This is a genomic window from Amycolatopsis antarctica, assembly GCF_002262875.1.
Lineage (GTDB): Bacteria > Actinomycetota > Actinomycetes > Mycobacteriales > Pseudonocardiaceae > Amycolatopsis > Amycolatopsis antarctica.
Window position 1 is genome coordinate 125,731 of the sequence record NZ_NKYE01000016.1, and the last position, 24,911, is coordinate 150,641.

25 protein-coding genes, 1 pseudogene and 2 riboswitches are annotated in these 24,911 nt (G+C 71.4%); of the genes and pseudogenes, 12 read left to right on the top strand and 14 right to left on the bottom strand.

Annotated elements, in window-relative coordinates; genetic code table 11:
• Positions 1 to 105: 105 nt before the first annotated feature.
• From CFN78_RS22835 to CFN78_RS22845, 3 genes are all read right to left on the bottom strand, one after another.
• Positions 106 to 984: a hypothetical protein gene (locus CFN78_RS22835; protein WP_094864921.1), complete on the bottom strand. Its 879-nt coding sequence runs from the start codon at positions 982 to 984 to the stop codon at positions 106 to 108.
• Positions 978 to 1,484: a DUF6932 family protein gene (locus tag CFN78_RS22840; protein WP_094864922.1), complete on the bottom strand. Its 507-nt coding sequence runs from the start codon at positions 1,482 to 1,484 to the stop codon at positions 978 to 980. Before CFN78_RS22840 ends, CFN78_RS22835 begins: the two co-directional genes overlap by 7 nt.
• 158 nt (positions 1,485 to 1,642) lie before the next feature.
• Positions 1,643 to 2,488, bottom strand: a complete 846-nt coding sequence (locus CFN78_RS22845; protein ID WP_094864923.1) for an SGNH/GDSL hydrolase family protein — start codon at positions 2,486 to 2,488, stop codon at positions 1,643 to 1,645.
• Positions 2,489 to 2,771: 283 nt separating this feature from the next.
• On the opposite strand from CFN78_RS22845, the gene CFN78_RS22850 reads away from it, so the two are divergent.
• Entirely contained in the window at positions 2,772 to 3,446 is a 675-nt protein-coding gene (locus tag CFN78_RS22850; protein ID WP_094864924.1) for a DUF3159 domain-containing protein, read from the top strand.
• A gap of 132 nt (positions 3,447 to 3,578) precedes the next feature.
• On the opposite strand, the gene CFN78_RS22855 is transcribed toward CFN78_RS22850, so the two are convergent.
• Both CFN78_RS22855 and CFN78_RS22860 read right to left on the bottom strand, forming a co-directional pair.
• On the bottom strand, positions 3,579 to 4,547 hold the full coding sequence (locus CFN78_RS22855) for an N-acetylglucosamine kinase (protein ID WP_240519633.1): 969 nt from the start codon (positions 4,545 to 4,547) through the stop codon (positions 3,579 to 3,581).
• 20 nt (positions 4,548 to 4,567) lie between these two features.
• Positions 4,568 to 5,611: an SIS domain-containing protein gene (locus CFN78_RS22860; RefSeq protein WP_240519634.1), complete on the bottom strand. Its 1,044-nt coding sequence runs from the start codon at positions 5,609 to 5,611 to the stop codon at positions 4,568 to 4,570.
• Positions 5,612 to 5,779: 168 nt separating this feature from the next.
• Between CFN78_RS22860 and CFN78_RS22865 the strand changes: the two genes are divergently transcribed.
• The 3 genes and pseudogenes from CFN78_RS22865 to CFN78_RS30370 form a co-directional block, all read left to right on the top strand.
• Complete coding sequence (locus CFN78_RS22865; protein ID WP_094864926.1) at positions 5,780 to 6,538, top strand: GntR family transcriptional regulator; 759 nt, start codon at positions 5,780 to 5,782, stop codon at positions 6,536 to 6,538.
• Between the two features lie 2 nt (positions 6,539 to 6,540).
• Positions 6,541 to 8,052 (top strand): MFS transporter, encoded by a 1,512-nt coding sequence (locus CFN78_RS22870; protein ID WP_276307352.1) that lies wholly within the window; start codon positions 6,541 to 6,543, stop codon positions 8,050 to 8,052.
• Positions 8,053 to 8,203: 151 nt separating this feature from the next.
• Positions 8,204 to 8,434 (top strand): annotated as a pseudogene (locus CFN78_RS30370) (hypothetical protein); the annotation flags it as partial.
• 890 nt (positions 8,435 to 9,324) lie between these two features.
• Here the strand turns inward: CFN78_RS30370 and thiE are convergent.
• Positions 9,325 to 9,993 (bottom strand): thiamine phosphate synthase, encoded by a 669-nt coding sequence (gene thiE / locus CFN78_RS22880; RefSeq protein ID WP_094864976.1) that lies wholly within the window; start codon positions 9,991 to 9,993, stop codon positions 9,325 to 9,327.
• Positions 9,994 to 10,025: 32 nt separating this feature from the next.
• A riboswitch (TPP riboswitch) is annotated at positions 10,026 to 10,131 on the top strand.
• Here thiE and thiO point away from each other — a divergent pair.
• The 5 genes from thiO to CFN78_RS22905 all read left to right on the top strand — a co-directional run bounded on the left by thiO (position 10,126) and on the right by CFN78_RS22905 (position 13,549).
• On the top strand, positions 10,126 to 11,235 hold the full coding sequence (gene thiO / locus CFN78_RS22885) for a glycine oxidase ThiO (RefSeq protein ID WP_094864977.1): 1,110 nt from the start codon (positions 10,126 to 10,128) through the stop codon (positions 11,233 to 11,235). It overlaps the preceding riboswitch by 6 nt.
• Positions 11,232 to 11,441 (top strand): sulfur carrier protein ThiS, encoded by a 210-nt coding sequence (gene thiS / locus CFN78_RS22890; RefSeq protein ID WP_094864927.1) that lies wholly within the window; start codon positions 11,232 to 11,234, stop codon positions 11,439 to 11,441. Before thiO ends, thiS begins: the two co-directional genes overlap by 4 nt.
• Before the next feature lie 67 nt (positions 11,442 to 11,508).
• Positions 11,509 to 12,285 carry a thiazole synthase gene (gene thiG / locus CFN78_RS22895; protein WP_094864928.1) on the top strand — a complete coding sequence of 259 codons (777 nt, stop codon included), beginning with the start codon at positions 11,509 to 11,511 and terminating at the stop codon, positions 12,283 to 12,285.
• Positions 12,286 to 12,350: 65 nt separating this feature from the next.
• Entirely contained in the window at positions 12,351 to 12,791 is a 441-nt protein-coding gene (locus CFN78_RS29595; protein WP_240519636.1) for a MarR family winged helix-turn-helix transcriptional regulator, read from the top strand.
• 50 nt (positions 12,792 to 12,841) lie between these two features.
• Positions 12,842 to 13,549, top strand: coding sequence for a hypothetical protein (locus CFN78_RS22905; protein ID WP_094864930.1), 708 nt, complete (start codon positions 12,842 to 12,844; stop codon positions 13,547 to 13,549).
• Between the two features lie 75 nt (positions 13,550 to 13,624).
• On the opposite strand, the gene thiD (CFN78_RS22910) is transcribed toward CFN78_RS22905, so the two are convergent.
• From thiD (CFN78_RS22910) to thiC, 7 genes are all read right to left on the bottom strand, one after another.
• Positions 13,625 to 14,455 (bottom strand): bifunctional hydroxymethylpyrimidine kinase/phosphomethylpyrimidine kinase, encoded by an 831-nt coding sequence (thiD, locus tag CFN78_RS22910; protein WP_094864931.1) that lies wholly within the window; start codon positions 14,453 to 14,455, stop codon positions 13,625 to 13,627.
• Positions 14,456 to 14,508: 53 nt separating this feature from the next.
• On the bottom strand, positions 14,509 to 15,438 hold the full coding sequence (locus CFN78_RS22915; RefSeq protein WP_094864978.1) for an NADP-dependent oxidoreductase: 930 nt from the start codon (positions 15,436 to 15,438) through the stop codon (positions 14,509 to 14,511).
• Between the two features lie 70 nt (positions 15,439 to 15,508).
• A complete protein-coding gene (locus CFN78_RS22920; RefSeq protein WP_094864932.1) occupies positions 15,509 to 17,269 on the bottom strand; it encodes a thiamine pyrophosphate-binding protein in 1,761 nt (586 codons plus the stop codon).
• A gap of 375 nt (positions 17,270 to 17,644) precedes the next feature.
• Positions 17,645 to 18,664, bottom strand: coding sequence for a 3-oxoacyl-ACP synthase III family protein (locus CFN78_RS22925; RefSeq protein WP_094864933.1), 1,020 nt, complete (start codon positions 18,662 to 18,664; stop codon positions 17,645 to 17,647).
• Between the two features lie 238 nt (positions 18,665 to 18,902).
• The gene (locus CFN78_RS22930; RefSeq protein WP_094864934.1) at positions 18,903 to 19,187 is read right to left on the bottom strand and encodes a putative quinol monooxygenase; all 285 of its coding nucleotides are present in this window, start codon (positions 19,185 to 19,187) and stop codon (positions 18,903 to 18,905) included.
• A gap of 45 nt (positions 19,188 to 19,232) precedes the next feature.
• Entirely contained in the window at positions 19,233 to 20,063 is an 831-nt protein-coding gene (thiD, locus tag CFN78_RS22935; protein WP_094864935.1) for a bifunctional hydroxymethylpyrimidine kinase/phosphomethylpyrimidine kinase, read from the bottom strand.
• A complete protein-coding gene (gene thiC / locus CFN78_RS22940) occupies positions 20,060 to 21,724 on the bottom strand; it encodes a phosphomethylpyrimidine synthase ThiC (protein ID WP_276307353.1) in 1,665 nt (554 codons plus the stop codon). The genes thiD (CFN78_RS22935) and thiC overlap by 4 nt, the downstream gene beginning before the upstream one ends.
• A riboswitch (TPP riboswitch) is annotated at positions 21,717 to 21,840 on the bottom strand. It overlaps the preceding gene by 8 nt.
• 165 nt (positions 21,841 to 22,005) lie before the next feature.
• On the opposite strand from thiC, the gene CFN78_RS22945 reads away from it, so the two are divergent.
• Entirely contained in the window at positions 22,006 to 22,935 is a 930-nt protein-coding gene (locus CFN78_RS22945) for an extracellular catalytic domain type 1 short-chain-length polyhydroxyalkanoate depolymerase (RefSeq protein ID WP_094864937.1), read from the top strand.
• Between the two features lie 209 nt (positions 22,936 to 23,144).
• Here the strand turns inward: CFN78_RS22945 and CFN78_RS22950 are convergent, their stop codons facing one another.
• Positions 23,145 to 23,711, bottom strand: a complete 567-nt coding sequence (locus CFN78_RS22950; RefSeq protein ID WP_094864938.1) for a peptide deformylase — start codon at positions 23,709 to 23,711, stop codon at positions 23,145 to 23,147.
• Positions 23,712 to 23,857: 146 nt separating this feature from the next.
• On the opposite strand from CFN78_RS22950, the gene CFN78_RS22955 reads away from it, so the two are divergent.
• Together CFN78_RS22955 and CFN78_RS22960 are read left to right on the top strand one after the other, a co-directional pair.
• The gene (locus tag CFN78_RS22955) at positions 23,858 to 24,190 is read left to right on the top strand and encodes a DUF3263 domain-containing protein (protein WP_094864939.1); all 333 of its coding nucleotides are present in this window, start codon (positions 23,858 to 23,860) and stop codon (positions 24,188 to 24,190) included.
• A complete protein-coding gene (locus CFN78_RS22960; protein WP_094864940.1) occupies positions 24,187 to 24,891 on the top strand; it encodes a LytR C-terminal domain-containing protein in 705 nt (234 codons plus the stop codon). The genes CFN78_RS22955 and CFN78_RS22960 overlap by 4 nt, the downstream gene beginning before the upstream one ends.
• Positions 24,892 to 24,911: the final 20 nt, after the last annotated feature.

The following is a 24,911-nucleotide window of genomic DNA, read 5'->3' on the forward strand; positions in this document are numbered from 1 at the left end:
GGTCGGTGTCAGTACCGCTGCGACGGTACGCAGCGCTCGGGTCCTGACCCGCGACTTGCAGGTTCTTGCCAGGTGACTCTTCGGCCGGGGGCTCCGGTGCCGTGGTCAGTCGAACAGTCGGGTCTCCGCCTGGATCTCCAGCAGCTCGTAGACGGGGCGCCCGCGCCTGCCGTCGATGGTGGTCGTGCGGACCACCCGCAGGCGGGCCGTCACCGGCTGGTCGAGACTGAGCTTGATCTCGTCGAGCAGGTCCGGGGAGACCGCGCCCTGGATGGTGCTGCCGTTGTCGCGTTCCAGATAGAAGATCCGCCGCCGCGTACGGACCCCGTCCAGCCGGCCGGCGACCGTCTCGTAGCCGACGTCCTCGCGCGTCGCCCGCAGATTGCCGTGCAGCACGCGCGCCTGTTCGGTGGTCATGCTCCGGGACAGCTCGTCACCGGTGGTCGGGGTGAAGCGCAGCCCGACGCCCGCGTTGCGGGTCACGGCGTTGACCACATCGCTCACCGCGTTGCGCACGGTGTCCCGCTGCAGCAGCACGGCATCCAGTGCACCGTCGTCGGAACCGTTGGCGGGCAGGAAATCGCAGAGTTCGCGCACGGCACGTTCGGACAGGGTCTCGATGCCGTCGTGGATCAGCGCGCCCTCCGAATCCGGCTCCGGGAAGCCGAAGAACAGGGTGTTGCCCGCCTGTCCGCGCTGGATCAGCGGCGCCTTCTCCCGGTCGGTCGGCTGCACGTAGGTGATCTCGTTGCGCGGATTCCGGACTATATGGCCGATTTTCGCGGTGGCGTCCTGCAGGGCCTTACCGATGTCGGAGAAGGTGTAGGCGTCGAGCTGGCTGGAGCCGAGTACCGAGACGCGCAGCAGCGGCGAGCGCGTGGTGCGCTCCAGCTTCGCGTGCGCCGCCATCGCCGAGGCGCGCGCCAGGTCGTCAAGCCAGGTGCCGCCGGGTACGTTCTCCGCGATCCGCACGAAGCTCACCACATCACCTCCGGGTAGCCCTTCGAGACGCCCTGCGCGACCCCGCCGGGACCGCGCACCGAGGACCAGGCGTTCGCCCAGGTCTGCTCGTCACCGGGATAGCAGAGGTATCCGTCCAGCAGGCCGCCGACCGGCTGCACCTGCTCCAGGTACATCACCGGCCGCTCGACGATCACTCCGCGCAGCGTCAGCAGTCCGTACAGTCCGGCCTGCGCCCGGTCGTTGAGACGCTTGAGGCTGCCCCAGTCGTCCGGGATCAGCACGACGTCGACGCCGCCGCCCAGATCCTCGGTGCGCATCGTCCAGTTGCCGCCGATCCAGGCGCGACCGCTCGGCATCACCTGGCTCACCGCGGCGAGATAGCTGCTGAGCGCGCTGAACAGCACTTCGCGCTGGTGCGGCTGCGGTGCGTCGTAGACGAGCCGCTCGTAGATGTCGGCGAGATCCGCCGGATGCCTGCCCTGCGGCAGCAGGTGGGCGGCGGTCCAGTGGGGGAGCGGCATCCATCCTCCTTGTCGCCGGGATTCCGGTGCCTGCGAGACGCCCACCCGCTCACGTGGAGTAGCAAAAGTACCAGTAGGGCTCGGGTGCTCCGCGTTCGGCCGGAGGCCGTCACCGGAGGTCCGCGGGGCGTCGCGGACGAGCGCAGGGTGGGTGCGGGTCAGCGGGTTTCGCCGGTGCGGCGCACGGCCGAGGCGTCCACCAGCCGCCCGCCGCGGACCTGCCGAGGCGTCTCGGGAGCGTCCACCAACGGGGCCAGCGCGGGCCGTTTGGGGGTGAGGCCGTCACCCATCGACTCGCCGCGGAGCTGCCTGCGGATCCACGGCAGCAGGTGCACGCGGGTCCAGGCCAGATCGGAACGGCGCAACTCGATCCAGTTGTGCTGTTCGTTCATCTCCGGCCACGGTTCCTGCCAGTCGCCCTCGGTGGGCACGCCGAGCACGTCGGCGGTGCGCAGTGCGATGCGGCGGTGCCCCTCGGCGGTGAAGTGCAGCCGGTCGTCGCTCCACGCGCGCACGTCGTGCAGCGCGTCCATCGCCCAGAGGTCGACGACGTGCGCGCCGTGCCTCGCGGCGATGGCCCACAGGTGCGCGTTGTAGATGCCGACCTTGCCGCGCAGGATGTTCATCACCGACATCTGTTTGGTGTCCGGGCCGGTGAAGATCACCACCGTGATGCCGGCGGCACGCAGCGCGGCCACCGCCTTCTCGAAGCTCCCGGCGACCGCGTCCACATCGGCGCCGGGGACGATGATGTCGTTGCCGCCCGCGCACAGGGTCACCAGGTCGGGCCGGGTCTCCAGGGCGATGGGGAGCTGTTCGTCGATGATCTCGGCCAGCATCTTCCCGCGTACCGCGAGGTTGGCGTACTTGAACTCTGGCCGTCCGGCCGCGAGAACGCCGGCCAGCCGGTCGGCCCAGCCGCGGAACGTGCCGTCGGGCAGCGCATCGTTCAGTCCCTCGGTGAAGCTGTCGCCGACGGCGACGAAGCTGTCAATGCCGTGCACTTTCGACTCCCTCCGCCGGCGCCGGTGCGGCTGACACGCGCCCCCATGTGTAACACCCCAGGATGCTCGCCCGATTCCCCGCCTGCGCCGACGCGGTCGCGGTCGGGCCGGGAGCGGCGATCCGCCCAGTGTGGATGTAGTCGGTTTCCGCCGCATCCTCATTACCCAGATTGGTACCGGGCCCGTCCGGTTCCGTCCTCAACGTTCGAGTTCGGTAGCCAGGGTGTGGCGAACGTCTCCGCACGGGGCTGACCGGAACGGGTTCTTCGGGCAGGCTGTAGGGGTGACCGAACAGGCGGAGACCGCACCCCGGCGGGAGTCGCTGGCCGAGGTCCTCGGCGGCAGGCGGGGCGCTCTCGACGCGAGCCTGCCCCCGATCGCGTTCGTGGCGGGCTGGCTCGCGGTCGACCGCTCGATCGCGTGGGGTGCGGGCGCGGCCATCGTCGTCAGCGCTCTCGTCGGGATCTTCCGGCTGTCCCGGGGGGAGCGGGCTCGTGCCGTCGTGGTCAGCCTGGCCGCGGTGATCGCGGCCGCGCTGGTCGCCCTGCACACCGGCCGAGCGGAGGATTTCTTCCTCATCCAGCTCCTGTCCAATGTGGCCAGTGCGCTGCTGTGGGCGGCCAGCATCGTCCTCCGGTGGCCGTTGCTCGGTGTGGTCGTCGGCTTGCTGCTCGGCCAGAAGACCCGCTGGCGCGCCGATCCCGCGCTGCTGCGGGCGTACTCACTGGCGAGCTGGGTGTGGGTGTTCGGCCAGTACACGGTGCGCGTGCTCGTGTTCGGCCTGCTCTGGTGGAGCGGGCAGGTGGTGGCGCTCGGCGTGGCCAGAACGGTGCTGACCTGGCCACTGGTGGCGCTGACGGTCGCGGTGAGCGGCTGGGTGCTGCATCGCGCGCTGCCCGCGGAGCATCCGGGAATCCGGCATCCGCGTTCCGGGGCGGCCGAGCCACCCGGCGCATGAGGTGGCCCCCGGCGAGGGGGGAGGGTCCGGGGGCCGAGGTCAACGGTACCCGCCCGATCGTGTTTCGGGCAGTCTTGCGCGAGGTCGAAGATCCGGAGATCTCCGCCGTCTCGCCCGTCCGGCCGGTTCCGTTCAGCCGGACAGCGGACGGGGGGCTTGCTCGCCGAAGGCCTCCACCGCGGCGAGCCAGTTCGCGCCCGCCACCCCGTCGGAACTGGCCAGAACGTCCACCCCGGCCAGTTGTTCGCGTACCCGGGCGCCGACCGGGCTGCCCTCGCCCAGCACGCTGCCGACCAGCACGACGGGAGTCCGCTCGCCGGCGTCCCTGCTGGCCAGCGCGATCCGCACCAGGTGCGCCGCGGCCTCGCCGACGATCGTGCCTGCCGCCTCGTCGGTGTCGGCGAGCGCGCTGACCAGTGGCGCGAACCGGGCGAGCCGCACGGGGGGCTGGCCGTTGACCGTGGTGATCAGCCGGTGCGCGGTGCGCAGGCCGGTGCCGTGCGCCTCGTGCGCGCCGAGTGCCTCGGTGAGCACCGCGCGCGCGAGCGGGCCGGGTTCCTCGCGGTCGGCGGTGAGTGTCGCCAGCGCCGACCGGACGGCCTCGCGGCCGATCCAGAAGCCGGAGCCCTCGTCGCCGAGCAGCCAGCCGTAGCCACCCGCGGTGGCGATCCGGCGGCGCTGCCGGATCCGTCCGGCGATGGACCCGGTTCCGGCGACCAGCACGGTTCCGTCCGCGGCCGAGGTGGCCGAGGCGAACGCCGCCTCCGCGTCGGAGACGACCCGGACCTCGCAGCCGAGCCCGAGACCGGCCCAGGCCTTGCCGAACAGTTCCGCCACGGCCGGATCGGTGAGCTTGCTGGCGCCGGCCAGCCCGACGACACAGGCGCGTACCCGTCCGGGGTTGTGCGCGTCCAGCGCGGCCGCCAGTGCCTCGACGATGTGCGCGGCCGCCTCGGCCGGTGGGTGCGAGTTCGGGTTGGCGCCCCCGGAGCGGCCGGTGCCCAGCACCGTCCCGTCCGCTGCGGTCAGCAGCGCCCTGCTGGACGTACCGCCCGCGTCGACGCCGAGCACGTAACCCCGGCCGGGCTCCTGGTGGATCACGCCGCCTCCTGCCGTGCCGGTCACCGGGTGCGGGTGACCTTGAGCAGGCCCCTCGGGTTGTCCGGGTCGCCGCCACGGGCCAGTGCCAGGCCCAGTGCGAGCCGCTGGATCGGCAGGATCTCCAGGATCGGCGCCAGTTCCTCGACGGTGCGCGGAACGTCGATGCGGACGGCGGCGGGCGCCTTCGCCGCCGCCGAACCGACGGCCAGGATGTCGGCACCGCGACCGCCGACGGCGGCCAGCACCTCGTGCATCGCCGCCCCGCCCCGGCCCTCGCTGGTCACCGCCAGCACCGCGGTCTCCGAGTCGACGGCGGCGACCGGGCCGTGCAGCAGATCCGCGCCGCTGTACGCGCGCGCCGCGAGATAGCTCGTCTCGGCCAGCTTCAGCGCGGCCTCCAGCGCGGTGGCGTAGGAGTAGCCGCGGCCGGTGGTGAGTACGCGGTCGACGAAGCGGTAGCGGTCGACGGCACGTTCCACCCCGGGGCTGTCCAGGGCCGCGCGGGCCAGTTCGCCGATGCCGGCAGCGTGCTCGCCGTGACCGCCGCGGACGGCGTCGACCAGCAGGTACAGCGCCATCAGGGTGGCACCGTAGGTCTTGGTCGCGGCCACGGCGTGCTCGGTTCCGGCGCCGATGTCCACGGCCAGTTCGGACGCGGCGGCCAGTGGGGACCCGGGGGTGTTGCTCACCGAGACGGTCAGCGCGCCCTGTGCTCGCGCCGTCTCGGTGACCTCGACCAGGTCCGGCGAGCCGCCGCTCTGGCTGACGGTGATCAGCAGGACGTCGCGGAGGTCGGGGCGTGCGCCGTAGAGCGTGGCGGTGGACGGTGACACCAGTCCGGCCGGCAGGCCCAGCACGACCTCGACCAGGTACTTGGCGTAGAGCGCGGCGTGGTCGCTCGAACCGCGGGCGGCGAGCAGCACGAAGCGGGGCGGTCGCCGGGCGATCGCGGCGGCCACCTCGGCGAATTCGGAACGGCGGCCGACGAGCGCGTCCAGGATCGCGGGCTGCTCGTCGATCTCGGCCGTCATGTGGGCGCCGGGGCGGCGTTCGGGGCTGCTCATCGTGGTCCTCTCCGGGTCCGGGGCGCCGGACCGTGCGGGCAACGCTCACCCTTTAAGGTCTAGACCAATCGTACCCGTGTTCCCGGCTGATCGCGAAGAGTACGTTCCTGGTGGGAGGATTCGCAGGGGGAAGCCCATTCTGTGTGTCACGAGCCGTAGGAGTCCGTCATGTTGGAAACGTCCGCCGGGCAGGCGGGTGCCGCGGCTCCGGCCGGCCGGGGGCAGCGTGAACCCAAGTACTGGGCGCTCAAGCAGCACCTGCTCGACCTGCTGGAGGCGATGCCCGCCGGCTCGCCGATCCCGACCGAGCGCACGCTGGCCGGCGAGTTCACCGTCTCCCGCACGACCGTCCGGCAGGCACTGGCCGATCTGACCGTCGAAGGCAGGCTGCACCGCGTACAGGGCAAGGGCACCTTCGTCGCGGAGCCCAAACTGGCGCAGCGGCTGCAACTGTCGTCGTACACCGAGGACATGCGCGCCCAGGGCCGGGAGCCGTCCTCGCGGCTGGTCGACATGGAGGAACTGCCCGCCGAGGCCGAGCTCGCCAAGCTGCTCGGCATCCGGCTCGGCGCCAAGGTGCTGCGGCTGCGCAGGCTCCGGCTCGCCGACGCCGAGCCGATGGCGCTGGAGACCACGCACCTGCCGCTCGGCCGATTCCGCGGGCTGCGCAAGCACATCACCGTCGGCGGCTCGCTCTACGCCGTGCTGCGCGAGCACTACGACGTCGAGATGGAACGTGCCGAGGAGACCATCGAGACGGCACTGGCGGGCCCGAGTGAGGCCGAACTGCTCGGCGCGGACGTCGGTATGCCGATGCTGCTGCTGTCCCGGCACTCGTTCGCCGCCGGTGGCAAGCCCGTCGAGTTCGTCCGCTCCATCTATCGCGGTGACCGGTACAAGTTCGTCACCACGCTGAACCGCCCGTAGCGGTGACCGCCACGACGCCCGGTGCGACCTGGGGCACGCCCAGAGCGCGCGGCATCCTGGCGACCACCATCCTGGGGTCCGGGATGGCGATGCTCGACGGCACGATCGTCAACGTCGCGCTGCCGCGCATCGGGGCGGAACTGGGGGCGTCCGTCGCGGGCCTGCAGTGGATCCTCGACGGCTACCTGCTCGCCCTCGCCGCGCTGATCCTGATCGCGGGCTCGCTGAGCGACCGCTACGGCAGGCGGCGGGTCTTCGTCATCGGCGTCGTCTGGTTCGGCGTGGCCTCGGCGCTGTGCGGGGCAGCCGTCTCCACGGAGATGCTGGTGCTCACCCGGGTGCTGCAGGGCGTCGGCGGGGCGCTGCTGACGCCCGGCTCGCTGGCGATCCTGCAGGCGTCCTTCGCCCGGCGGGACCGGGCCAGGGCGATCGGCGCGTGGTCCGGGCTGGGCGGGATCGCCACCGCCATCGGCCCGCTGCTCGGTGGTCTGCTGGTGGAGGTGTGGTCCTGGCGGCTGGCGTTCCTGATCAACGTCCCGCTGGCGGTGCTGTGCGTGTGGATGGCCGGCCGGTTCGTGCCGGAGTCGCGTGACCCGGAACAGCACGGCCGGCCGGACATCGCCGGTTCGCTGCTCGGCGCCGCCGGTCTGGCCGGGCTCACCGCGGCACTGGTCGAGGCGCCGGTGCGCGGCGCGGGGGATCCGCTGGTCCTCGTCGCGGCGGTGGCCGGGGTCGTGGGACTCGGCCTGTTCGTCCGTTTGCAGCGCCGGTCGTCCTCGCCGCTCGTCCCACCGGAGTTGTTCCGCGACCGGACGTTCGTGCTGGCCAACGGGCTGACCTTCGTCGTCTACGCCGCCCTCGGCGGTGTGCTCATGCTGATGGTGCTCCAGCTCCAGGTCTCGCTCGGTTACGGGCCGACGGCCGCCGGGCTCGCCGGACTGCCGATCACGGTGCTCATGCTGCTGCTGTCCGGGCGCTCCGGGAAGCTGGCGCAGCGCATCGGCCCCCGGCTGCAGCTCACCGTCGGGCCGCTGCTGCTGGCGGCGGGCGTGCTGCTGCTGACCAGGGTCACCCCCGGCGCCTCGTACCTCGGCGCGGTGCTGCCCGCCGTGGTGGTGTTCGGGCTGGGGCTGGCGGCGGTCGTCGCCCCGGTGACGGCCACCGTGCTGGCCGCGGCCCCGGACAGCCACGCGGGGGCGGCATCCGGGGTGAACAACGCCGTCGCCCGCTCCGGTGGACTGCTGGCGATCGCGCTGCTGCCCGCCGTGGCCGGGCTCACCGGAGCGGCCTACGCCGACCCCGCGGCGCTCACCGACGGGTGGCGGAGGGCGTTGTGGGTGTGCGCCGGGCTGGCCGTGGTCGGCGGAACGCTCGGGGCGGCCACGCGCAACCGGGTGCTCGCCGCGGAGGACGACTTCGGCGGGCCGTCGGAGGCGCCACGTCCTGGCGAATGCCTGCACTGCGACGTTGAGGGGACGCCCACGCATCTGCGTGCGCACTCGCGTCGAGATTAGCTTGGCGGGGAAAGAAAGTGTCAAGTAAATACCGTCCATTGTGGACGATCGGAGTGGCGCGGGTCACTATCAGGCAACGCCGGGAGCATCTCGTTCGACTTACACGTTGATAAAGATGTCGAAACATCCGGGCGAAGTGGCGAGCGGGAGCATGGTCGAGGAGAAGGACGAGAAGGACGAGAAGTCGGGTATCAAGGTGGTCCAGGTGGCCGCGGCGGCGCTGGCGGCGGTGACGGCCGCGCTGCTCGGCTCCACGCTCGGCGTGGCGGGCACCGTGCTCGGTGCGGGGATGGCGAGCATCGTCACGACCGTCGGCAGCGAGCTGTACCTGCGTTCGCTCAAGCGCACCCGGGAGGCCGCGCAGCGGACGAAGGAGGTCGCGCTCGCGATCGCCGACCCGCGCGTCAAGCAGACCAGGGCGATGCCGATCGCCAGGCAGGTACCGGGTCAGCACACGGCCGCGTACCGGCAGCAGACCCGTACCCAGCGCACTTACGCCTACGACCGGGCCGGTGGCCAGGGGACCGAGGGCGTGCCCGGCGACACCGTGCCCGGTGGCTCCGCGCCCGCTTCCGACGGGGACCTCACGCAGCGGATGCCGATCGCCGGCCACGGGCAGTCGGCTGCCGGGGAACGCACCGTGTTCATTCCCCGGCCGGGTAGCGAGGTCGATCCGGGTCCCGCCGAGGACGGGATGGAGTCCCCGGAGACCGAGCCCGGAAAGCTCCGCAAGCTGCGCTGGCCGTTGATCATCGGTACCAGCGTCGGTGCGTTCGTCATCGGGATGCTGGCGCTGACCGGTATCGAGACCGCCACCGGCGGGGCCGTCTCCGGTGGCAACGGCACGACCTTCTCGCAGGTCGTCGGCGGTGGCAACGGCAACGGCGGGCAGCCCCAGGAGCAGCCCGAGCAGCCGCAGGCCCCGGCCCCGCAGGACGGCGAGGCGACCTCGACCACGAAGGCGCCCGGCACCTCCGAGCAGAACGAGGGTGACGAGCCGACGGAGGAGAGCTCGGCGCCGTCGAGCAGCGAGAAGCCGACCTCGCAGCCTCCGTCGTCGAGCGTCAAGCCGACGCAGCAGACACCGCAGCCGACGGCGGGCGGTGGCCGTGGACCGGCCGGGCAGGAGCGCCCCGAAGGCTGACCCGCCATCGCGGTGACCACCGAAGCGCCACCCGTACGTCAGTCGTACGGGTGGCGCTTCGCGTCAGCGAAAGGGTGGCCCGAATCGCAGTACGTCGACGTATCGCGGTCTCGGGCGAGAGGTGGCCGTCAGGCGGGGAGGCGGGAGCGGATCGCCCTGGCGGCGGACGCGGGGTCCTCCGCCTCGGTGATGGCCCGGACGACGACGACCCGGGACGCCCCGGCGTCGAACACCTCGGGTAACCGGCCGAGGTCGATGCCACCGATCGCGAACCACGGCCGCGCGGTCCCGGACGCGGCCGTCTCGCGGACCAGCTCCAGGCCCGGTGCGTGCCTGCCGGGCTTCGTCGGGGTCGGCCAGCACGGACCCGTGCAGAAGTAGTCGACACCCGGCTCCGACGCCCCGGCCCGCGCCTGCTCGGCCGAATGGGTGGACCGGCCGATCGCCGGCCCCTCGCCGAGGATCCGGCGGGCGAGCGGCACCGGGATGTCGTCCTGGCCGAGGTGCAGCACGTCGGCGTCCACCGCGACGGCGAGGTCGGCCCGGTCGTTCACGGCCAGCAGCGCGCCGTGCCGGGCGCAGGCCTTCGCCAGAATCTCCAGCGCCTCGATCTCCTGTTTCGCCTCGATCGGCACCCCCGCCGCCTTGTCCCGCAACTGGATCACGTCGACGCCGCCGGACAGCGCGGCCTCGGCGAACTCCGCGAGATCGCCGCGATCGGCGCGGGCGCCGGTGCATAGGTACAGCCGCGACGCGGCCAGCCGTTGCCTGATCTGTTCCCCGGTCATCCCTGGCATGGCGCGAGCGTAGCCCGGCGCGTTACGGTGGATGGCGTCCGCACGGGAGCCCGGGGCACGGGCTGAGAGGGAGCTGCCGCTCCGACCGTGGAACCTGATCCGGATCATGCCGGCGCAGGGAGCGTGATTTCCATGAGCAGCAAGGCGAACACGATCGTCGTCGGTGGCGGCGTCATCGGCCTCTCGGTCGCCTGGCGTGCCGCGGCGGCCGGCCACGAGGTGACGCTGGTCGATCCGGAACCGGCCAGGGGCGCCTCCTGGCTGGCGGGCGGGATGCTCGCCCCCGTCACCGAAGCCTGGCCCGGCGAGGAGGACGCGCTGCGGCTCGGCGAGGAGTCCCTGCGCCGCTGGCCGGATTTCGCCGCCGAACTGGCCGCCGAGGGCGCCGACCCCGGCCTTTCGTCCGAGGGCACGATCGTCGTGGCGCTGGACCGCACCGAGGCCGAGCGGCTCGACGCGCTCGCCGGGTACCTGCGTTCGCTCGGCCGGACGGCGGAGGTGCTGCCGGGGACCCGGGTGCGGCGTGCCGAACCCGGTCTCGTGTCCGTCCTCAGTGGACTGCTGGTGCCGGGCGATCTCGCCGTGGACAACCGGAAACTGCTCACCGCCCTGCATCGCACGGCCGGGCGGCGCGGGGTGCGGTTCCTGCCGGAGCGGGCCCTCGCCGTCGAAGCCGGAGCGGTGAGGACGGAGGCGGGGACGGTGCGCGGCGACGCAGTGGTGCTCGCCGCCGGGGCGTGCAGCGCGGGCCTGCACCCCGCGCTGGACGGGCGGGTGCGGCCGGTGAAGGGCGAGATACTGCGCCTGCGTGCCAGGCGGAGCACCCTGCCCCCGCCACGCCGGACGGTCCGGGCGACGGTCGAGGGCAGGCCGGTGTACCTGGTGCCCAGGGCGGACGGCGAGCTGGTGCTCGGCGCGACCCAGTACGAGGCCGGGTTCGACCGCGCGGTGACCGCGCGCGGAGTACGTGAGCTGCTCGACGGTGCGGAGCGGGTGTTTCCGGCGCTGGCCGAGTACGAGCTGGTCGAGTGCGCCGCCGGATCGCGGGCGACCAGCGTGGACAACCTGCCCTATCTCGGACCGCTGCCGGACGGGGTGCTGGCGGCGACCGGCCACTCCCGCAACGGCCTGCTGCTGGCCCCGGTCACCGCCGACGCAGTGCTGGACCTGCTTGCCGGGAAACCACCACCGGACGTCGCGGTACCCGCCCATCCCGGACGGAATCCAGAGGGGATGCGATGACCGGGAAAACCTTGCGCGTCAACGGAAACGACCGGGATTTCGCCGTGAGGTCGACTCTCGCCGAGGTCCTCGGCGAACTCGGCGCCGCGCAGCGGGGGGTGGCCGTCGCCCTCGACGGCGAGGTGGTCGGCCGGAGCCGGTGGGCCGAGATCGTGCCCGCCGACGGGTCGCGCCTCGACGTGCTCACCGCGGTCCAGGGCGGCTGAGGCACATCCCTGTGACACCTGTCCTCGCGTGCCCCGCACGCCCCGGGAACCCGAAGGAGAACCGGCGATGAACGACGACCCACTGCGGATCGGCGCGTACGAACTGACGTCCAGGCTCGTCGTCGGCACCGGCGGGGCCGCGAACCTCGCGGTGCTGGAGCGCACGCTGGTGGCCTCCGGCACCGAACTCACCACCGTCGCGATGCGGCGGGCCGACACCGAGGGCGGCACCGGCGTGCTGGAGTTGTTGCGGCGCTTGAACATCCGGCTGCTACCGAACACGGCGGGCTGCCGCAGTGCCGCCGAGGCGCTGCTCACCGCCCAGCTCGCCCGTGAGGCGCTGGAGACCGACCTGATCAAACTCGAGGTGCACGCCGACGACCGCACGCTGCTGCCGGACCCGGTCGAGACGCTGGACGCCGCCGAACGCCTCGCCGCCGACGGTTTCACCGTGCTCGCCTACACCAACGACGATCCGGTGCTGGCCTCGCGGCTGGAGGAGGCCGGGTGCGCGGCGGTGATGCCGCTTGGCGCCCCGATCGGCACCGGGCTGGGCATCCGCAACCCGCACAACATCGAACTGATCGTCTCCCGGGCGGGCGTGCCGGTGATACTCGACGCCGGAATCGGCACCGCCTCCGACGCCGCGCTGGCGATGGAACTCGGCTGCGCCGCCGTGCTGCTCTCCACCGCCGTCACCAGGGCCCAGGACCCGGAGCGGATGGCCACCGCGATGCGATGCGCCGTGCGGGCGGGCAGGCTGGCCAGGGATGCCGGGCGGATCCCGAAACGTTTCTGGGCACACGCGTCGAGTCCGCCGCGCGCCGCGGTGGGGGACACGTAAGGTTGACGGCACTTCGCGGCCGGTACACGTGTTCCGGCCGGTGCCGAACACTGAGGGAGCCAGTCGTGGTCACGTCGCCGTCCGAGGAGAACGCAGACGTACCCGGCCGGCTTTTCCTGGTGGTGGGCCGCCTTTCCCGGGCACTGCGCCAGGCGGGAGCCCCGGGGCCCGGGCACGGTGCGATCTCCGCGCTGGCGACGCTGGTGCGGCACGGTCAGCTCCGCCTCGGTGACCTCGCGGCGAAGGAGGGGGTGGCCGCGGCGACGATGTCCCGCATCGTGGCCGCGCTCGTCGAGTCCGGTTACGTACGTCGCGAATCCGACCCGGTCGACCGCCGCGCCTGGCTCGCCATCGCCACCGAGGAGGGGGAGCGGCTGGTGTCCGGCGTCCGCTCGAACCGGGTGCAGGAGCTGAACCGGCGGATCGACCGGCTGCCGCCGGAGACGCGGGCCTCCCTGGTCGCCGCCCTGCCCGCGCTGGAGGAGCTGCTGCGCGAGGACGACTAGAACGTGTTTGCCGAGCATTGTGCTCGGCCCTTCGTGACATCCTGTGGCGCATGGACGGCCACGTAGTTCGTGAACGGGAGACGGATCGGATCAGCCGCTCGGGTTGGACCACGCTCGCTCCGCTGCGGGAGACAGTGCGGGACCCTCGCGAGATCCTGGACCGCCAGTCCGGTTCCTGGTGGAACGAAGTGGCGTCCGTCGTCGACGAAATGAGCGGACGCTTTCGAGAGTATCGATTCGCCGACGACGCCGAAATCGGAATCCTCTACGTCCCGGCCGCCAATGAGTTCGACACGCACGAACCGCGCGATGCGGGTTTCCGTACGCTTCAACATGAATCTCTGACCGACGACTTCGTCGACGACCGCCTGACAAGGCCGACGCTCTCGCCGGGCAGGGAAGGTGGGGCTCGGTTCTACGTGACCACCGTCGGCAGGTACGGCGTCCCCATGGGCAGCTACGAGGACATCGTCTCCATGCCCGCGGACGCCCTCACCGTGGCGGGCCAGGACACCCGCGCCGGGATGACCAGGCAACTGTGGAGTGCGAGACTGGCTCAGGCCGGCAGCGAGTCCTTGCCGGACTGGGAGGGAAACCCTCGCTGGACCTTCACCCTGTTCGTGGGAGACGGCCTCTGTGATGACCAGGCCGCGTCCGGAACCGTGCTCAAATCCAGGGTGAGATTCCGGCTCGGCAAGCCTGACCGCGGTATCGCGTCCGCCCGGGTAGCTCCGGCCGTCGAAATCCAATACACGTAGGCGTTTCCCGGATCGGGGCACCACACTTCGGCACTCGAAACCGATTCCGCATCGACGGCGGGGTCGTACCGGGGCTCAGGGCAGCGGCGGTTCGGGCGCGAGACGCCAGAACGCCGACACCGGGCCGACCTTCGCCCCCATCGGATAGGAATGCTCGACGGCGTTGGTGACGAACCATTTGCCGAACCGCACCGCCCGGTCCACCGGCATCCCCCTGGCCAGCCCCGCGGTCAGTGCGGAGGCCATCGCGTCACCCGCCCCGTGCGTGTGCGGCGTCCGGTAACGGGGCCCGGGCAGCTCGGTGAACGTCTCGCCGTCGAAGAGCAGGTCGACGCACTCGGGATCGTCCGCCAGGTGGCCGCTCTTCACCAGCACGTACCGCGGCCCGAGCCGGTGCAGTGCGACGGCGGCCTCGCGCATCCGGGGGCGGTCCTGCGCGGTGATGCCGGTGAGCAGCCGCACCTCGTCCAGGTTGGGGGTGAGGACGGTGGCCCGCGGCAACAGCAGTTCGCGCAGCGCGGCCAGGCCGTCGGTGTCGAACAGGGGCTGGCCGTGCATGGACGCGGCGACCGGATCCACGACGAACGGGGTGGCCGCGTCCCGGCCGATGCCCGCGCGGTCGCAGGCCCCGGCCACCGCCTCGATGATCTCGGCGGAGGCGAGCATGCCGGTCTTCGCCGCGCCGACGCCCATGTCCGCGGCCACGGCCTCGATCTGCCCGGCCACGATGTGCGGCGGGAGATCGGAACGGTCGTGCACGCCGAGGGTGTTCTGCACGGTCACCGCCGTCACCGCGACGAGCCCGTGCACGCCGCAGGTGAGAAAGGTGCGCAGGTCGGCCTGCAGTCCCGCCGCGCCGCCCGAGTCGGAACCGGCGATGGTCAGTGCGGACGGTGGAGCGCTCATCGTCCCAGTGTCGCCGCCCGCCTCTGCCGGGGCGAGACCGGGCGGGCTTGCGGCTATGGAACGAGGACGATCTTGCCGATCGTGCGGCCGGACTCGCCGAGTTCGTGTGCCCGGCTCGCCTCGGCCAGTGGGAACGTCCGCGACACGTGCACGCGAAGGCCTCCCGCCGCGGCGAGGCCGGCGAGTTCGCGCAGGCCGAGCTGGTCGGGCTCCACCAGCAGATCCCGGGTGAGCACACCGAGCCGGTCCGCCGCCTCGGCCACCGGTTCCGCGACGCCGCCGGGGATCGCGATCAGCAGCCCGCCCTCACGCAGGGTCCGCAGCAGGCGCAGGTCGTTGTCCGGACCGACCAGGCCGAGGGCCACGTCGACGTCCCGCACGCTCTCCCCCACGTCGACGGCCGTGTAGTCGACGGTCTCGTCCGCCCCGAGCGAGGTCAGGAACTCGTGTTTCGCCGCTCGTGCCGTGCCGATCACGTGTGCGCCGCGGGACTTGGCGATCTGCACGGCGAGGTGGCCGACCCCGCCCGCGGCCGCGTCGATCAGCACCCGCTGCCCCTGCCGTACCTGCGCGACGTCGACGAGGGCCTGCCACGCCGTCAGTCCGGCCAGCGGCAGCCCGGCCGCCTCCTCGTGCGAGAGTTCCGCGGGCTTGCGGGCGAAGTGGCGGGACGGTGCCGTGACGTACTCGCCGTAGGCCCTCGCCTCACGCGGGAACCACGGCATGCCGAACACCTCGTCGCCCGCCCGCAGTGAACTGGCGCCGAAGCCGGTCGACTCGACCACACCGGAGACGTCCCAGCCCACCGTGTAGGGCGGACCGTCCATGAACACCTGCTGGGCACGGGATTTCCAGTCGACCGGGTTGACCCCGGCGGCGTGTACCCGGACCAGTACTTCGGTGGGGCCGGGCTCGGGACGTTCGACCTCGACCAGTTCGAGTACCTCGGGGCCGCCGTGATCCCGCTGGGTCACCATGCGCATCGTCCGCGCCTCCTCGTCCACTCCGGGTTTTCGCCCGCTCAGGGCCTCTCGCCCGCGAAGCTACCGCCGATCAGCGGCACGCGCCGTGGACGGCGACCCGCTCCACCACCGCCGTCGGCTCGTCGGCGGGCAGCAGCGTGGTGAACGGCGGCACCTCCTCGATCGCCAGGCGCAGTTCGAGCACACCCGGTCCCGCGAGGTGCCGCTGGTGGTAGTCGGCGAGCCGTTCGCGCAGTTCGGTCAGGGTGCCCGCGCCGCCGACCCACAGCCGGTCCGGCGTACCGAGCCCGCGCGCGACCCCGGTGACGTCCACCGGCGCGTACTTCACCGCTTCGAGCCGGGAGTCGAACAGCACCTGCTGCCTGGTTACGCACATTCCGTGCATCGCGTTGTTGAACACCACGAACAGCACAGGAAGCCCGAGTTCGACGGCGGTGTGCAGTTCGAGGCCGTTCATCAGGAACGCCCCGTCCCCGCAGAGCACGACGGTGCGGGTGCCGGGGTCGGAGCCGAGCTGGGCGCCGACGGCGGCGGGCAGGCTGTAACCCATGCCGCCCATGCCCAGCGCGATCGTCGACGAGGCGCCGGGCGGCACGTCGGAGAGGTGGATCGCGGCGGAGGCGCAGTTGCCCGCGTCGAGCACGAGATGCCCGCCGGCGGGCAGGTAGTCGCGCAGCACCTCGACCGCCTCGCTCTGCCGCAGGTCGTCGCCGTCGTTCCCGGGGTTTTCGCGCCCCGGCACCGGCTCGGCGAGGCGCGGGACGAAGCGGCGGCGCGGGCGGGCGGCGTTCTCCGGCACGGCGAACGGCTCGGCCCGGGTCATCTCCAGCAGGCGTTCGAACACCGCGCCCGCGTCGGCACGGACGACCAGCCGGGGCGCGACCGACCGCTGTGCCTCGCCGGGGTCGATGTTCACCACGGCCACCTGGCCGCCGGGCAGTTCGCCGAGCGGGCCCCTGGTCATGGCGTTCAGTCCGGCACCGGCCACGACGACCAAGTCGGCGTCCCGGATCGCCTCGTGCGCCGAGGGGTGCCCTGGCAGACCCGCCACGCCGAGGAACAGCGGGTCCTCGTTGGGGAACTCCGCGCGGGCGGACATCGTGGTCGCAGTGGGCACGCCGGCCGCTTGAGCGAACCGGGTGACCGCACCCGGGTCGCCGCCGCGGCGCACGCCGTGGCCGACCAGCAGCACCGGCCTGCGCGCGGAACGGACCACGTCGAACAGGGCACGGACCTCGTCCTCGGGAACGGCGGGCCGGTCGAGGAAATCGGTGAGCGAGGAGGGAAAACCGTCCGGGGCCGGGCCGATGTCGCTGTCCTGCACGTCGCGGGGCAGCAGCAGGGCGACCGGGCCGGGGCGTCCGGTGAGCGCCGCGTGCACGGCAGCACGCAGGTCGTCCCAGAACGTCGCGACACCGGGACGGGCCACGTACTTGGTGAACGCCGCGAGCATCCCGGCCGCGTCCACCGTCCGGCCGATGCCCGAGGAGTCCTGGAAAGCGCCCCGTCCGTCCATTGAGGACGGTGGCTGGCCGATGAGGGCGAGTACCGGAACGGATTCCGCGTAGGACTCGGCCAGCCCGACGGCGAGGTTCATCATGCCGCCGCCGGAGGTCGAGCAGCAGACGCCGAGCGTGCGGTGTACCCGGGCGCGGGCGTCGGCCATGAACGCCGCGCCGTCCTCGCGCCGGGCCAGCACCGATTCCAGCCGTCCCGCACCGAGCCGGTGTATCGCATCGTGTACGTGCTCGATGTTGGCGCCGCTGACGCCGAACACGTATCGGGTGTCCCAGTCGCGCAGAGTCGCCACCAGGGCGTCGGCCAGTCGCATGATTCCCTCACCTGCGTTCTTCCGGGCACGGCGCTCGCCACGGCATCGGTGCCGTGCGCGTGACCGGTGGTGGAAAGCGCCCGGTGGGACGCCGCTCGCTGGCTGCGGACGGCCCGAGGCGCGGTTGGGTAATTCGGTGGAGAGCCGGCCGGAACGGTGGTCGAGAATGTCGAGACTCGACCTTTGGCGGTCAGCCATTTTCGATCGGGGACCGGTGGGAAGTCAAGGGTTCCCAAATGGAACGACTGGGGTCGGCCGCCCGCTACCGTGGAATTCCGTGGCTGTCGATACACGTCGACGTTAACTCTCGGACACATTTCCGTTGTCCTGGAAACTTCCGAAGAGCGCCCTGGAATCGTCCGGCTCGGGCGACGCTCAGGTGGCGCCGTTCCAGCGCATCGTCATCGCGCTCACCATGTCGCCCGCGTTCGAGAAGCACCCCAGCGCCACGATGTCGCCGGTACTGAGCATGCCGTGTTCGAGAGCGTCGGCGAGCGTCACCGGTAGTGAGCTGTGGAAGAGGTTGCCGTACTTGGCGAGCGTGTCGTGGCAGCGCTCGGGTTCGATCCCGCAGCTTTCCCGCCAGGCCTTGATCATTCCCCGGTTGGGCTGGTGAGTCAGCAGCAGCGACACGTCGTCAGGTGTCAGTCCGGCCTTCTCCAGGCTGGCCAGGATGGCGTTGGGAACGAGCGACAAAGCGATGCCCCGCAACGAATCCAGCTGCTCCTTACTGAACTTCACCGCGATGGGGCCACTGCCGTCCTGCCAGAAACTCCGCTGCTCGCCGTCGACGGGCTCCGGCTCGAACTCCAGCAGCCCCGCGTGCTCCCCGTGTGACCGTTCGTAGGCGGCGAGCACCGTGGGCTCGCCCTCGGTGAGCAAGGTGGCCGTGGCGCCGTCACCCAGTACCCGCGAGGCGTGAACATGTTGGAAGGCAGGCAACCGGGAAACGAAGTTGGTGACCGAGAGGACCGCGACCGTTCGGTGCTGCCCGGACTCGATGTACGCCTGCGCCGCCCGGATGCCGGACAACCAGGACGTCGTGCCGGTGTCCACCTGGGCCACGGTCGCGTTGGTCGCGCCCACCAGGTGCTGGACGTCGGGGCCGATACCCGGCAGGTACTTGTCGTTGAACTGGCTGAAGTAGACGATCATGTCCAGATCGGCCGCCGGCGTGGAGGTTCGCTCGAGCACCTTGCGGAGGGCGTTGACGCCCAGCTCCGTCGAGGTGTAGTCGGGAGAGGCGAACCGGCGTTCGGCGATCCCCTCGAAGAACTCGTGTCCGGCCAACTGGTCCGAGGTGGCGGTACCCGTGCCGTCCGGGCTCTCTGCCACGTTCGACACTATCCGCTCGGGCATGAAACTGACGACGTCGATGATCCGGGCGCCTGGCATGTGACGACATCTCCCGCTTCTCGTGCCGCGGACGGAATGGTTGGCCCGTACCGTCCGCAGGTCGGTTCCGCGTGTCCGGCACGCTGATTCCCGTAGCCGCGACCGGATTCACGAGCGGCGCTGTCAGTGCCGCGAGCGGTCAGTGTCGTCAACAAGATCCGGTAACGCAATACCGCCTCGTCGATACAGTCGGACAGTCACCACTTTTTCTCACAATGGCAGAAAAAACGGCGAAGGGTTACGGTTCCTCGACCGACGAGATACGGTACTTGGCCACCGACGCGTCGAGAATCTGCCCGTGCTGGGCGGAATCCGGGCCGTCGCCCCGGAAGCGCATCAGCTCCTCGTTCGACTCCCAGCGCTCGTACACATTGATCCGGCCCGGTTCCACCGGGTCGGCCGTCAGTGAGTAGTCCAGGCAGCCCGCCGACACCCTGGCCTGCTCGATGGCGTCCCGGCAGGACCTCAGGTATCCGTCCCGTTCGCCCGGCGCGACGTACAGCCTGCCCGCGATGATGATCATGTCGTGCTCCTCGGCTCGGACGGCGTCCGGCGAAACGATACGCGCTCAGAAGCCTCCTGGAACGAGTCGCCAGAACGGGGACACCGGGCCGGTTCCCGCGCCCAGCGGATACGACTCGGCCACCGCGCGTTCGATGAAGCGTTTGCCCGCGGCCACCGCGTCCGGCAGGTCCAGCCCGTGGGCCAGCGAGGCCGTGACGGCCGATGCCAGGGTGTCACCGCCGCCGTGCGTGTGCGGCGACTCGTGTCGTTTCCCGGACAGTTCCACGACATCCCGGCCGTCGGAGAGTAGATCCACGCACTCAGGCGAGTCGTACATGTGCCCGCCCTTGACCAGAACCCAGCGCGGTCCCAGGTCCAGCAAGGCTTTCGCGGCTTCGCGCTGCCCGGCTCGATCCACCACCTGAACGCCGGTCAGCAACCGGACCTCGTCCAGGTTCGGCGTGACGAGCGTGGCGCGCGGGAACAGCTCCGCCCGCACGGCCTCCAATGCCTCCGCTCGCAGCAGGGTGTCCCCGTGCATCGAGGCCGCGACCGGGTCCACGACCAGTGGTACCGCCGCGTTCTGTCCGATGTGGACTTCGTCGAGGGTGGCGGCCACCGCCTCGATGATCTCCGCGGTGGCGAGCATCCCGGTCTTCGCGGCGGCGACTCCCATGTCGCCGGCAACCGCGGCGATCTGCGCCGTCACCACCTCCGGCGGGATCTCGGTGAAACCTTGTACCCCGAGGGAGTTCTGCACCGTGACCGCGGTGACCGCCGTCATCCCGTGCACCCCGCAGGCGAAGAACGCCCGCAGGTCGGCCTGGATTCCGGCACCGCCACCGGAGTCCGATCCCGCGATGGTCAGCGCCGTCGGCGGTGTCCGGGCCGTCACCGGTCCTGCTCCACCACCGGCAGGTACACCTTGCCACCCTGTTCGGTGAACTCGGCGGACTTCTCCTCCATCCCCGCCTCGATCGCCTCCACAGTGGACAGTCCATGCCGGTCGGCGTAGTCCCGGATGTCCTGGGTGATCCGCATCGAACAGAACTTCGGCCCGCACATGGAACAGAAGTGCGCCGTCTTGGCCGGTTCGGCGGGAAGCGTCTCGTCGTGGAACGAGCGCGCGGTGTCCGGGTCGAGCGAGAGGTTGAACTGGTCGTGCCAGCGGAACTCGAAGCGCGCCTTGGAGAGTTCGTCGTCCCAGTCCTGTGCGTAACGGTGTCCCTTCGCCAGATCGGCGGCGTGCGCGGCGATCTTGTAGGTGATGACGCCCGTCTTCACGTCGTCCCGGTCCGGCAGGCCGAGGTGCTCCTTCGGCGTGACGTAACAGAGCATCGCCGTGCCGTACCAGCCGATCTGCGCGGCGCCGATCGCCGAGGTGATGTGGTCGTAGGCGGGCGCGATGTCCGTCGCGAGTGGACCGAGCGTGTAGAACGGGGCCTCGCCGCAGAGCTTCTCCTCCAGCTCCACGTTCTCCTTGATCTTGTGCATCGGCACGTGGCCGGGCCCCTCGATCATCACCTGGACCTCGTGCGCGCGGGCGATGTGCGTCAGCTCGCCGAGGGTCTCCAGTTCGGCGAACTGGGCGCGGTCGTTCGCGTCCGCGATGGAACCGGGACGCAGGCCGTCACCGAGGGAGAACGTCACGTCGTAGGAGCGCAGGATCTCGCACAGCTCCGCGAAGTTCTCGTAGAGGAAGGACTCGCGGTGATGCGCCAGGCACCAGGCCGCCATGATCGAACCCCCGCGGGAGACGATCCCGGTGACCCGCTTCGCCGTCAGCGGCACGTAACGCAGCCGCACCCCTGCGTGCACCGTCATGTAGTCCACGCCCTGCTCGCACTGCTCGACGATGGTGTCGCGGTACAGCTCCCATGACAACTTCTCCGGCTCGCCGCCGACCTTCTCCAGCGCCTGGTAGATCGGCACGGTGCCGACCGGAACGGGGGAGTTGCGCATGATCCACTCGCGGGTCTCGTGAATTCGCTTGCCGGTGGACAGGTCCATGATCGTGTCGGCACCCCAGCGGGTGGCCCACACCATCTTGTCCACCTCCTCCTCCACCGAGGACCAGACGGCCGAGTTGCCCATGTTCGCGTTGACCTTCACCAGGAAGTTCTTGCCGATGATCATCGGCTCGCATTCGGGATGCCTGCGGTTGACCGGGATCACCGCACGTCCCAGCGCCACCTCCTCGCGGACGAACTCCGCTGTCACGCGTTCGCGGGCGGCGACGTACTCCATCTCCCTGGTGATCACCCCCTGCCGCGCCCAGCCGAGCTGGGTGTTCCGGTCGCGGCCGTCCACCCAGCCGGAACGCAGCGGCTCCAGTCCTTTGTGGACATCGATTGCCGCGTCCGGGTCGGTGTAGGGGCCGGAGGTGTCGTAGACGTCGAAATGCTCGCCGTTGGTCAGATCGATGCGCCGCACCGGAACACGCAGGCCCGACTCGGTCGGCCGGTACACCTTGCGCGAGCCGGTGATCGGCCCGGTGGTAACGCTCGGCCGCACCGAGGAACGGTCCTTGGGCATGGAAAAGGCTTGAGACGTCATGGAAAGCACTCCCTACGCCGGCATTACCCGGTCAGGTTCATGCGGTCGGCGGCGCCGGAAACGAAGTCCAGCCGCCCTCTCAGCCCGCCAAGGCGCGAGCTCCCGCGTTGTGAGGTTGTGCCCCGACCATGCCACGCGAGGACGCAGACCTCAAGGGGCCGGACGGGCGGCGTGCGCCCACACTGCCACCGTCGCGGGTGTGTGGGCGGTGGACCTTTCCGCCGGACAACGGTGTTCGTAATCTCCGATCCGGAGTACGAACCGATCGGGAGGTGTGTGGGATGCGACGGCTTCTGGCACTGGTGGCGGCGATCGCGGCCGCGGCGGTGATGAGCCCCGCCGCGCAGGCGAACGCCGCGGCGGGCGAGATCGTGGAGGTCACCGGATTCGGCAGCGACCCCGGCGACCTCCGGATGCTGCGCGCCGTCCCGGAGGGCCTGCCCGCCGGTGCGCCCATCGTGGTGGCACTGCACGGCTGCACCCAGAACGGCACCGACTACGGCACCGACACCGGCTGGCTGTCCCTGGCGAACGAGCGTGGATTCGCGCTCGTGCTCCCGGAGCAGCGTGCGGGCAACAACCTCAACGGCTGCTTCAACTGGTTCGAGAGTGGTGACACCGGCAACGGCGGCGGAGAGGCCGAGTCGATCGCGCAGATGGTGGCGCGCACCGTCGCCGACACCGGTGCCGACCCGGCGCGGGTCTACGTGACCGGCCTGTCGGCGGGCGGCGCGATGACCGCGGCGATGCTCGCGGCCTACCCGGACGTCTTCGCCGGTGGTGCCGTCGTCGCGGGCCTGCCCTTCGGTTGCGCCACTTCGGCCGTGCAGGCCTTCACCTGCATGAACCCCGGCACCGACAAGACGCCGGCGCAGTGGGGCGACCTGGTCCGGGCCGCCGGGTCCGGTACCGGCGCCTCGGTCGCCGTCTGGCACGGCGACGCGGACTACACCGTCGCCGTCGCGAATCAGCGCGAGCTGGCCGACCAGTGGACGGACGTGCGCGGCGTCGCGCCCGAGCCGACCGGCAGCGACACCGTGGCCGGCTTCCCGCACGAGGTCTACGGCGAGGCCGTCGAGACGTACCGGATCACCGGGATGGGTCACGGTCAGCCGGTCGACCCGGCGGGCGGCTGCGGCACGGCGGCGGCCTTCGTCCTGGACGTCGGGCTGTGCGCGGCCGGCCGGATGGCCGACACCTGGGCCCTCTGACGGGTCCCCGCCGCGGCCCGGCCGCCCGAAGTGCGGGCGACCTGGCCGCGGTTGCCGCGAGCGCGCACCCCTGACCGTCCGCGAGCGCAATTCGTCGACATATTGCGGCCGCCCCGACCGCAATATGTCGACGTATTGCGGTTTCCGGGCGTGCGGGGTGGGCGGGGGCGCCTGCCGAGTACGCGGTCGTGCCGGGTACCCCCGGCGGGTCAGCCCTCGGCGGGGGCGGGCTCCGGCTGCCAGCTCAGGCCCGGAGCGCCCCAGCCGTTGCGCTTGAGCATCCGCTTCGCCTCACGGGCGTGCCTGCCGACCAGCCGGTCGAGGTAGATGTAACCGTCGAGGTGGTCGGTCTCGTGCTGCAGGCAGCGGGCGAAGTAGCCGGTGCCCTCCACCTCGACCGGGTTGCCGTCGAGATCCGTGCCGGTCACCGCCGCCCTGGCCGCCCTGCCGGTCGGGTACGACTCGCCGGGCGCCGAAAGGCAGCCCTCCCAGTCGTCGTCCGGGTCCGGCATCGTCTCCGGGATCTCCGAAGTGGACAGACGCGGGTTCACGACGAGGCCGCGGTGCCGGTTGCCCTCGTCGTCGGGGCAGTCGTAGACGAACAGCCGCAGGTCGACGCCGATCTGGTTGGCCGCGAGGCCGACCCCCTCGGCGGCGTACATCGTCTCGAACATGTCGTCGGCGAGAGTGCGCAGCGCGTCGTCGAACACCTCCACCTCACGGGTGGGGTTGTGCAGCACTGGGTCGCCTGCGATGCGGATGGCGTGGACGGTCACGCGGGCGAATATTACCCGCGCGCGCGACCGTGACGCGCCGGGCCGTGATAGCCGACGACTGTCGGTGGTGCGTGATCTAATGGCGCCGTGGAATGACACGCTTGTCATTCCTCCGCACGGCACCGGAGACGATTGCGAGGAGCCAGATGGACGCCGCGGAGTCGACGGCCCGGCACGACCAGCCGTCCCCGCCCGCCCAGCAGGCCCCGGACACCACCCAGGCCGACGGCCTGACGGCCCGGGAGCAGGAAGTTCTCGCTTTCGAGCGTCAGTGGTGGAAGTACGCGGGCGCGAAGGAACAGGCGATCCGGGAACTGTTCGCCATGTCCTCCACGCGCTACTACCAGGTGCTCAACCGGTTGATCGACAAGCCGGAGGCGCTGCGGGCGGATCCGATGCTCGTGAAGCGACTGCGCAAGACCAGGGCCGCCAGACAACGTACGCGGGCCGCCCGCCGGCTGGGGATCGAGTTGCCATGAACGCCTTCGAAGGAGTCTCGCGCCCGGCAAGGGCCGCGGGCATCGCACTGCTGGGTATCGCCGCCGTCGCGGCCGTCGTCGGCGGGGTCACGCTGGTCACCACCGGTGACTCCGAGGACACCGCCGCGCCGCCGTCCAGTTCCGCTCCCGACGGTCCTGGCGGAGTCCCGGTGCCTCCCGGCGAGCCGACCCCCGGTCCCGGCGGCACCGCCACGCCGAGCCCGACCGGCCAGCCGACCACCCCTCCCTCACCGGGCCCCGGCGAGCCCGGCGGCCCGACCAGCGCAGCGCCCACCCCGGCGCCCGGCGAACCCGGTGGTCCCCCCGGCACCCAGCCCGGGGGCGAGCCCGGCGGGGACCAGGGCGGAGTGGCAGGCGACCAGCAGGCCTCGGCCAAGTGGGTCACCGTGCGCGTCTACAACAACAGCAACATCAAGGGACTCGCCGAACGCGCCGGACAGGATCTGCGCGGGCAGGGCTGGAACGTGGCGGAGTTCAGCAACTACTCCTCCGGCATCATCCCCACCACCACCGCCTACTACCGCCCGGGGACGGACGAGGAGACGGCGGCCAAAGCGCTCGCCGCATCCTTCGGCATGCGCGTCGAGGCCCGATTCGACGGCATCCGCGACTCCAGCGAGGGCGTGATCGTCATCGTCACCAACGACTACCAGGCGGGCGGCGGCAAGACCGGGAGCTGAGACACGCTCGGCGCCGGACC

Bases quoted from the DNA above. Each gene is read 5' to 3' on its own strand.
- CFN78_RS22840 (WP_094864922.1), bottom strand. From the start codon at position 1,484: ATGCCGCTCCCCCACTGGACCGCCGCCCACCTGCTGCCGCAGGGCAGG.
- CFN78_RS22860 (WP_240519634.1), bottom strand. From the start codon at position 5,611: ATGAGCAGCCCCGAACGCCGCCCCGGCGCCCACATGACGGCCGAGATC.
- CFN78_RS22865 (WP_094864926.1), top strand. From the start codon at position 5,780: ATGTTGGAAACGTCCGCCGGGCAGGCGGGTGCCGCGGCTCCGGCCGGC.
- thiE (WP_094864976.1), bottom strand. From the start codon at position 9,993: ATGCCAGGGATGACCGGGGAACAGATCAGGCAACGGCTGGCCGCGTCG.
- thiO (WP_094864977.1), top strand. From the start codon at position 10,126: ATGAGCAGCAAGGCGAACACGATCGTCGTCGGTGGCGGCGTCATCGGC.
- thiS (WP_094864927.1), top strand. From the start codon at position 11,232: ATGACCGGGAAAACCTTGCGCGTCAACGGAAACGACCGGGATTTCGCC.
- thiG (WP_094864928.1), top strand. From the start codon at position 11,509: ATGAACGACGACCCACTGCGGATCGGCGCGTACGAACTGACGTCCAGG.
- CFN78_RS22905 (WP_094864930.1), top strand. From the start codon at position 12,842: ATGGACGGCCACGTAGTTCGTGAACGGGAGACGGATCGGATCAGCCGC.
- thiD (WP_094864931.1), bottom strand. From the start codon at position 14,455: ATGAGCGCTCCACCGTCCGCACTGACCATCGCCGGTTCCGACTCGGGC.
- CFN78_RS22915 (WP_094864978.1), bottom strand. From the start codon at position 15,438: ATGCGCATGGTGACCCAGCGGGATCACGGCGGCCCCGAGGTACTCGAA.
- CFN78_RS22920 (WP_094864932.1), bottom strand. From the start codon at position 17,269: ATGCGACTGGCCGACGCCCTGGTGGCGACTCTGCGCGACTGGGACACC.
- CFN78_RS22925 (WP_094864933.1), bottom strand. From the start codon at position 18,664: ATGCCAGGCGCCCGGATCATCGACGTCGTCAGTTTCATGCCCGAGCGG.
- CFN78_RS22930 (WP_094864934.1), bottom strand. From the start codon at position 19,187: ATGATCATCATCGCGGGCAGGCTGTACGTCGCGCCGGGCGAACGGGAC.
- thiC (WP_276307353.1), bottom strand. From the start codon at position 21,724: ATGACGTCTCAAGCCTTTTCCATGCCCAAGGACCGTTCCTCGGTGCGG.
- CFN78_RS22945 (WP_094864937.1), top strand. From the start codon at position 22,006: ATGCGACGGCTTCTGGCACTGGTGGCGGCGATCGCGGCCGCGGCGGTG.
- CFN78_RS22955 (WP_094864939.1), top strand. From the start codon at position 23,858: ATGGACGCCGCGGAGTCGACGGCCCGGCACGACCAGCCGTCCCCGCCC.
- CFN78_RS22960 (WP_094864940.1), top strand. From the start codon at position 24,187: ATGAACGCCTTCGAAGGAGTCTCGCGCCCGGCAAGGGCCGCGGGCATC.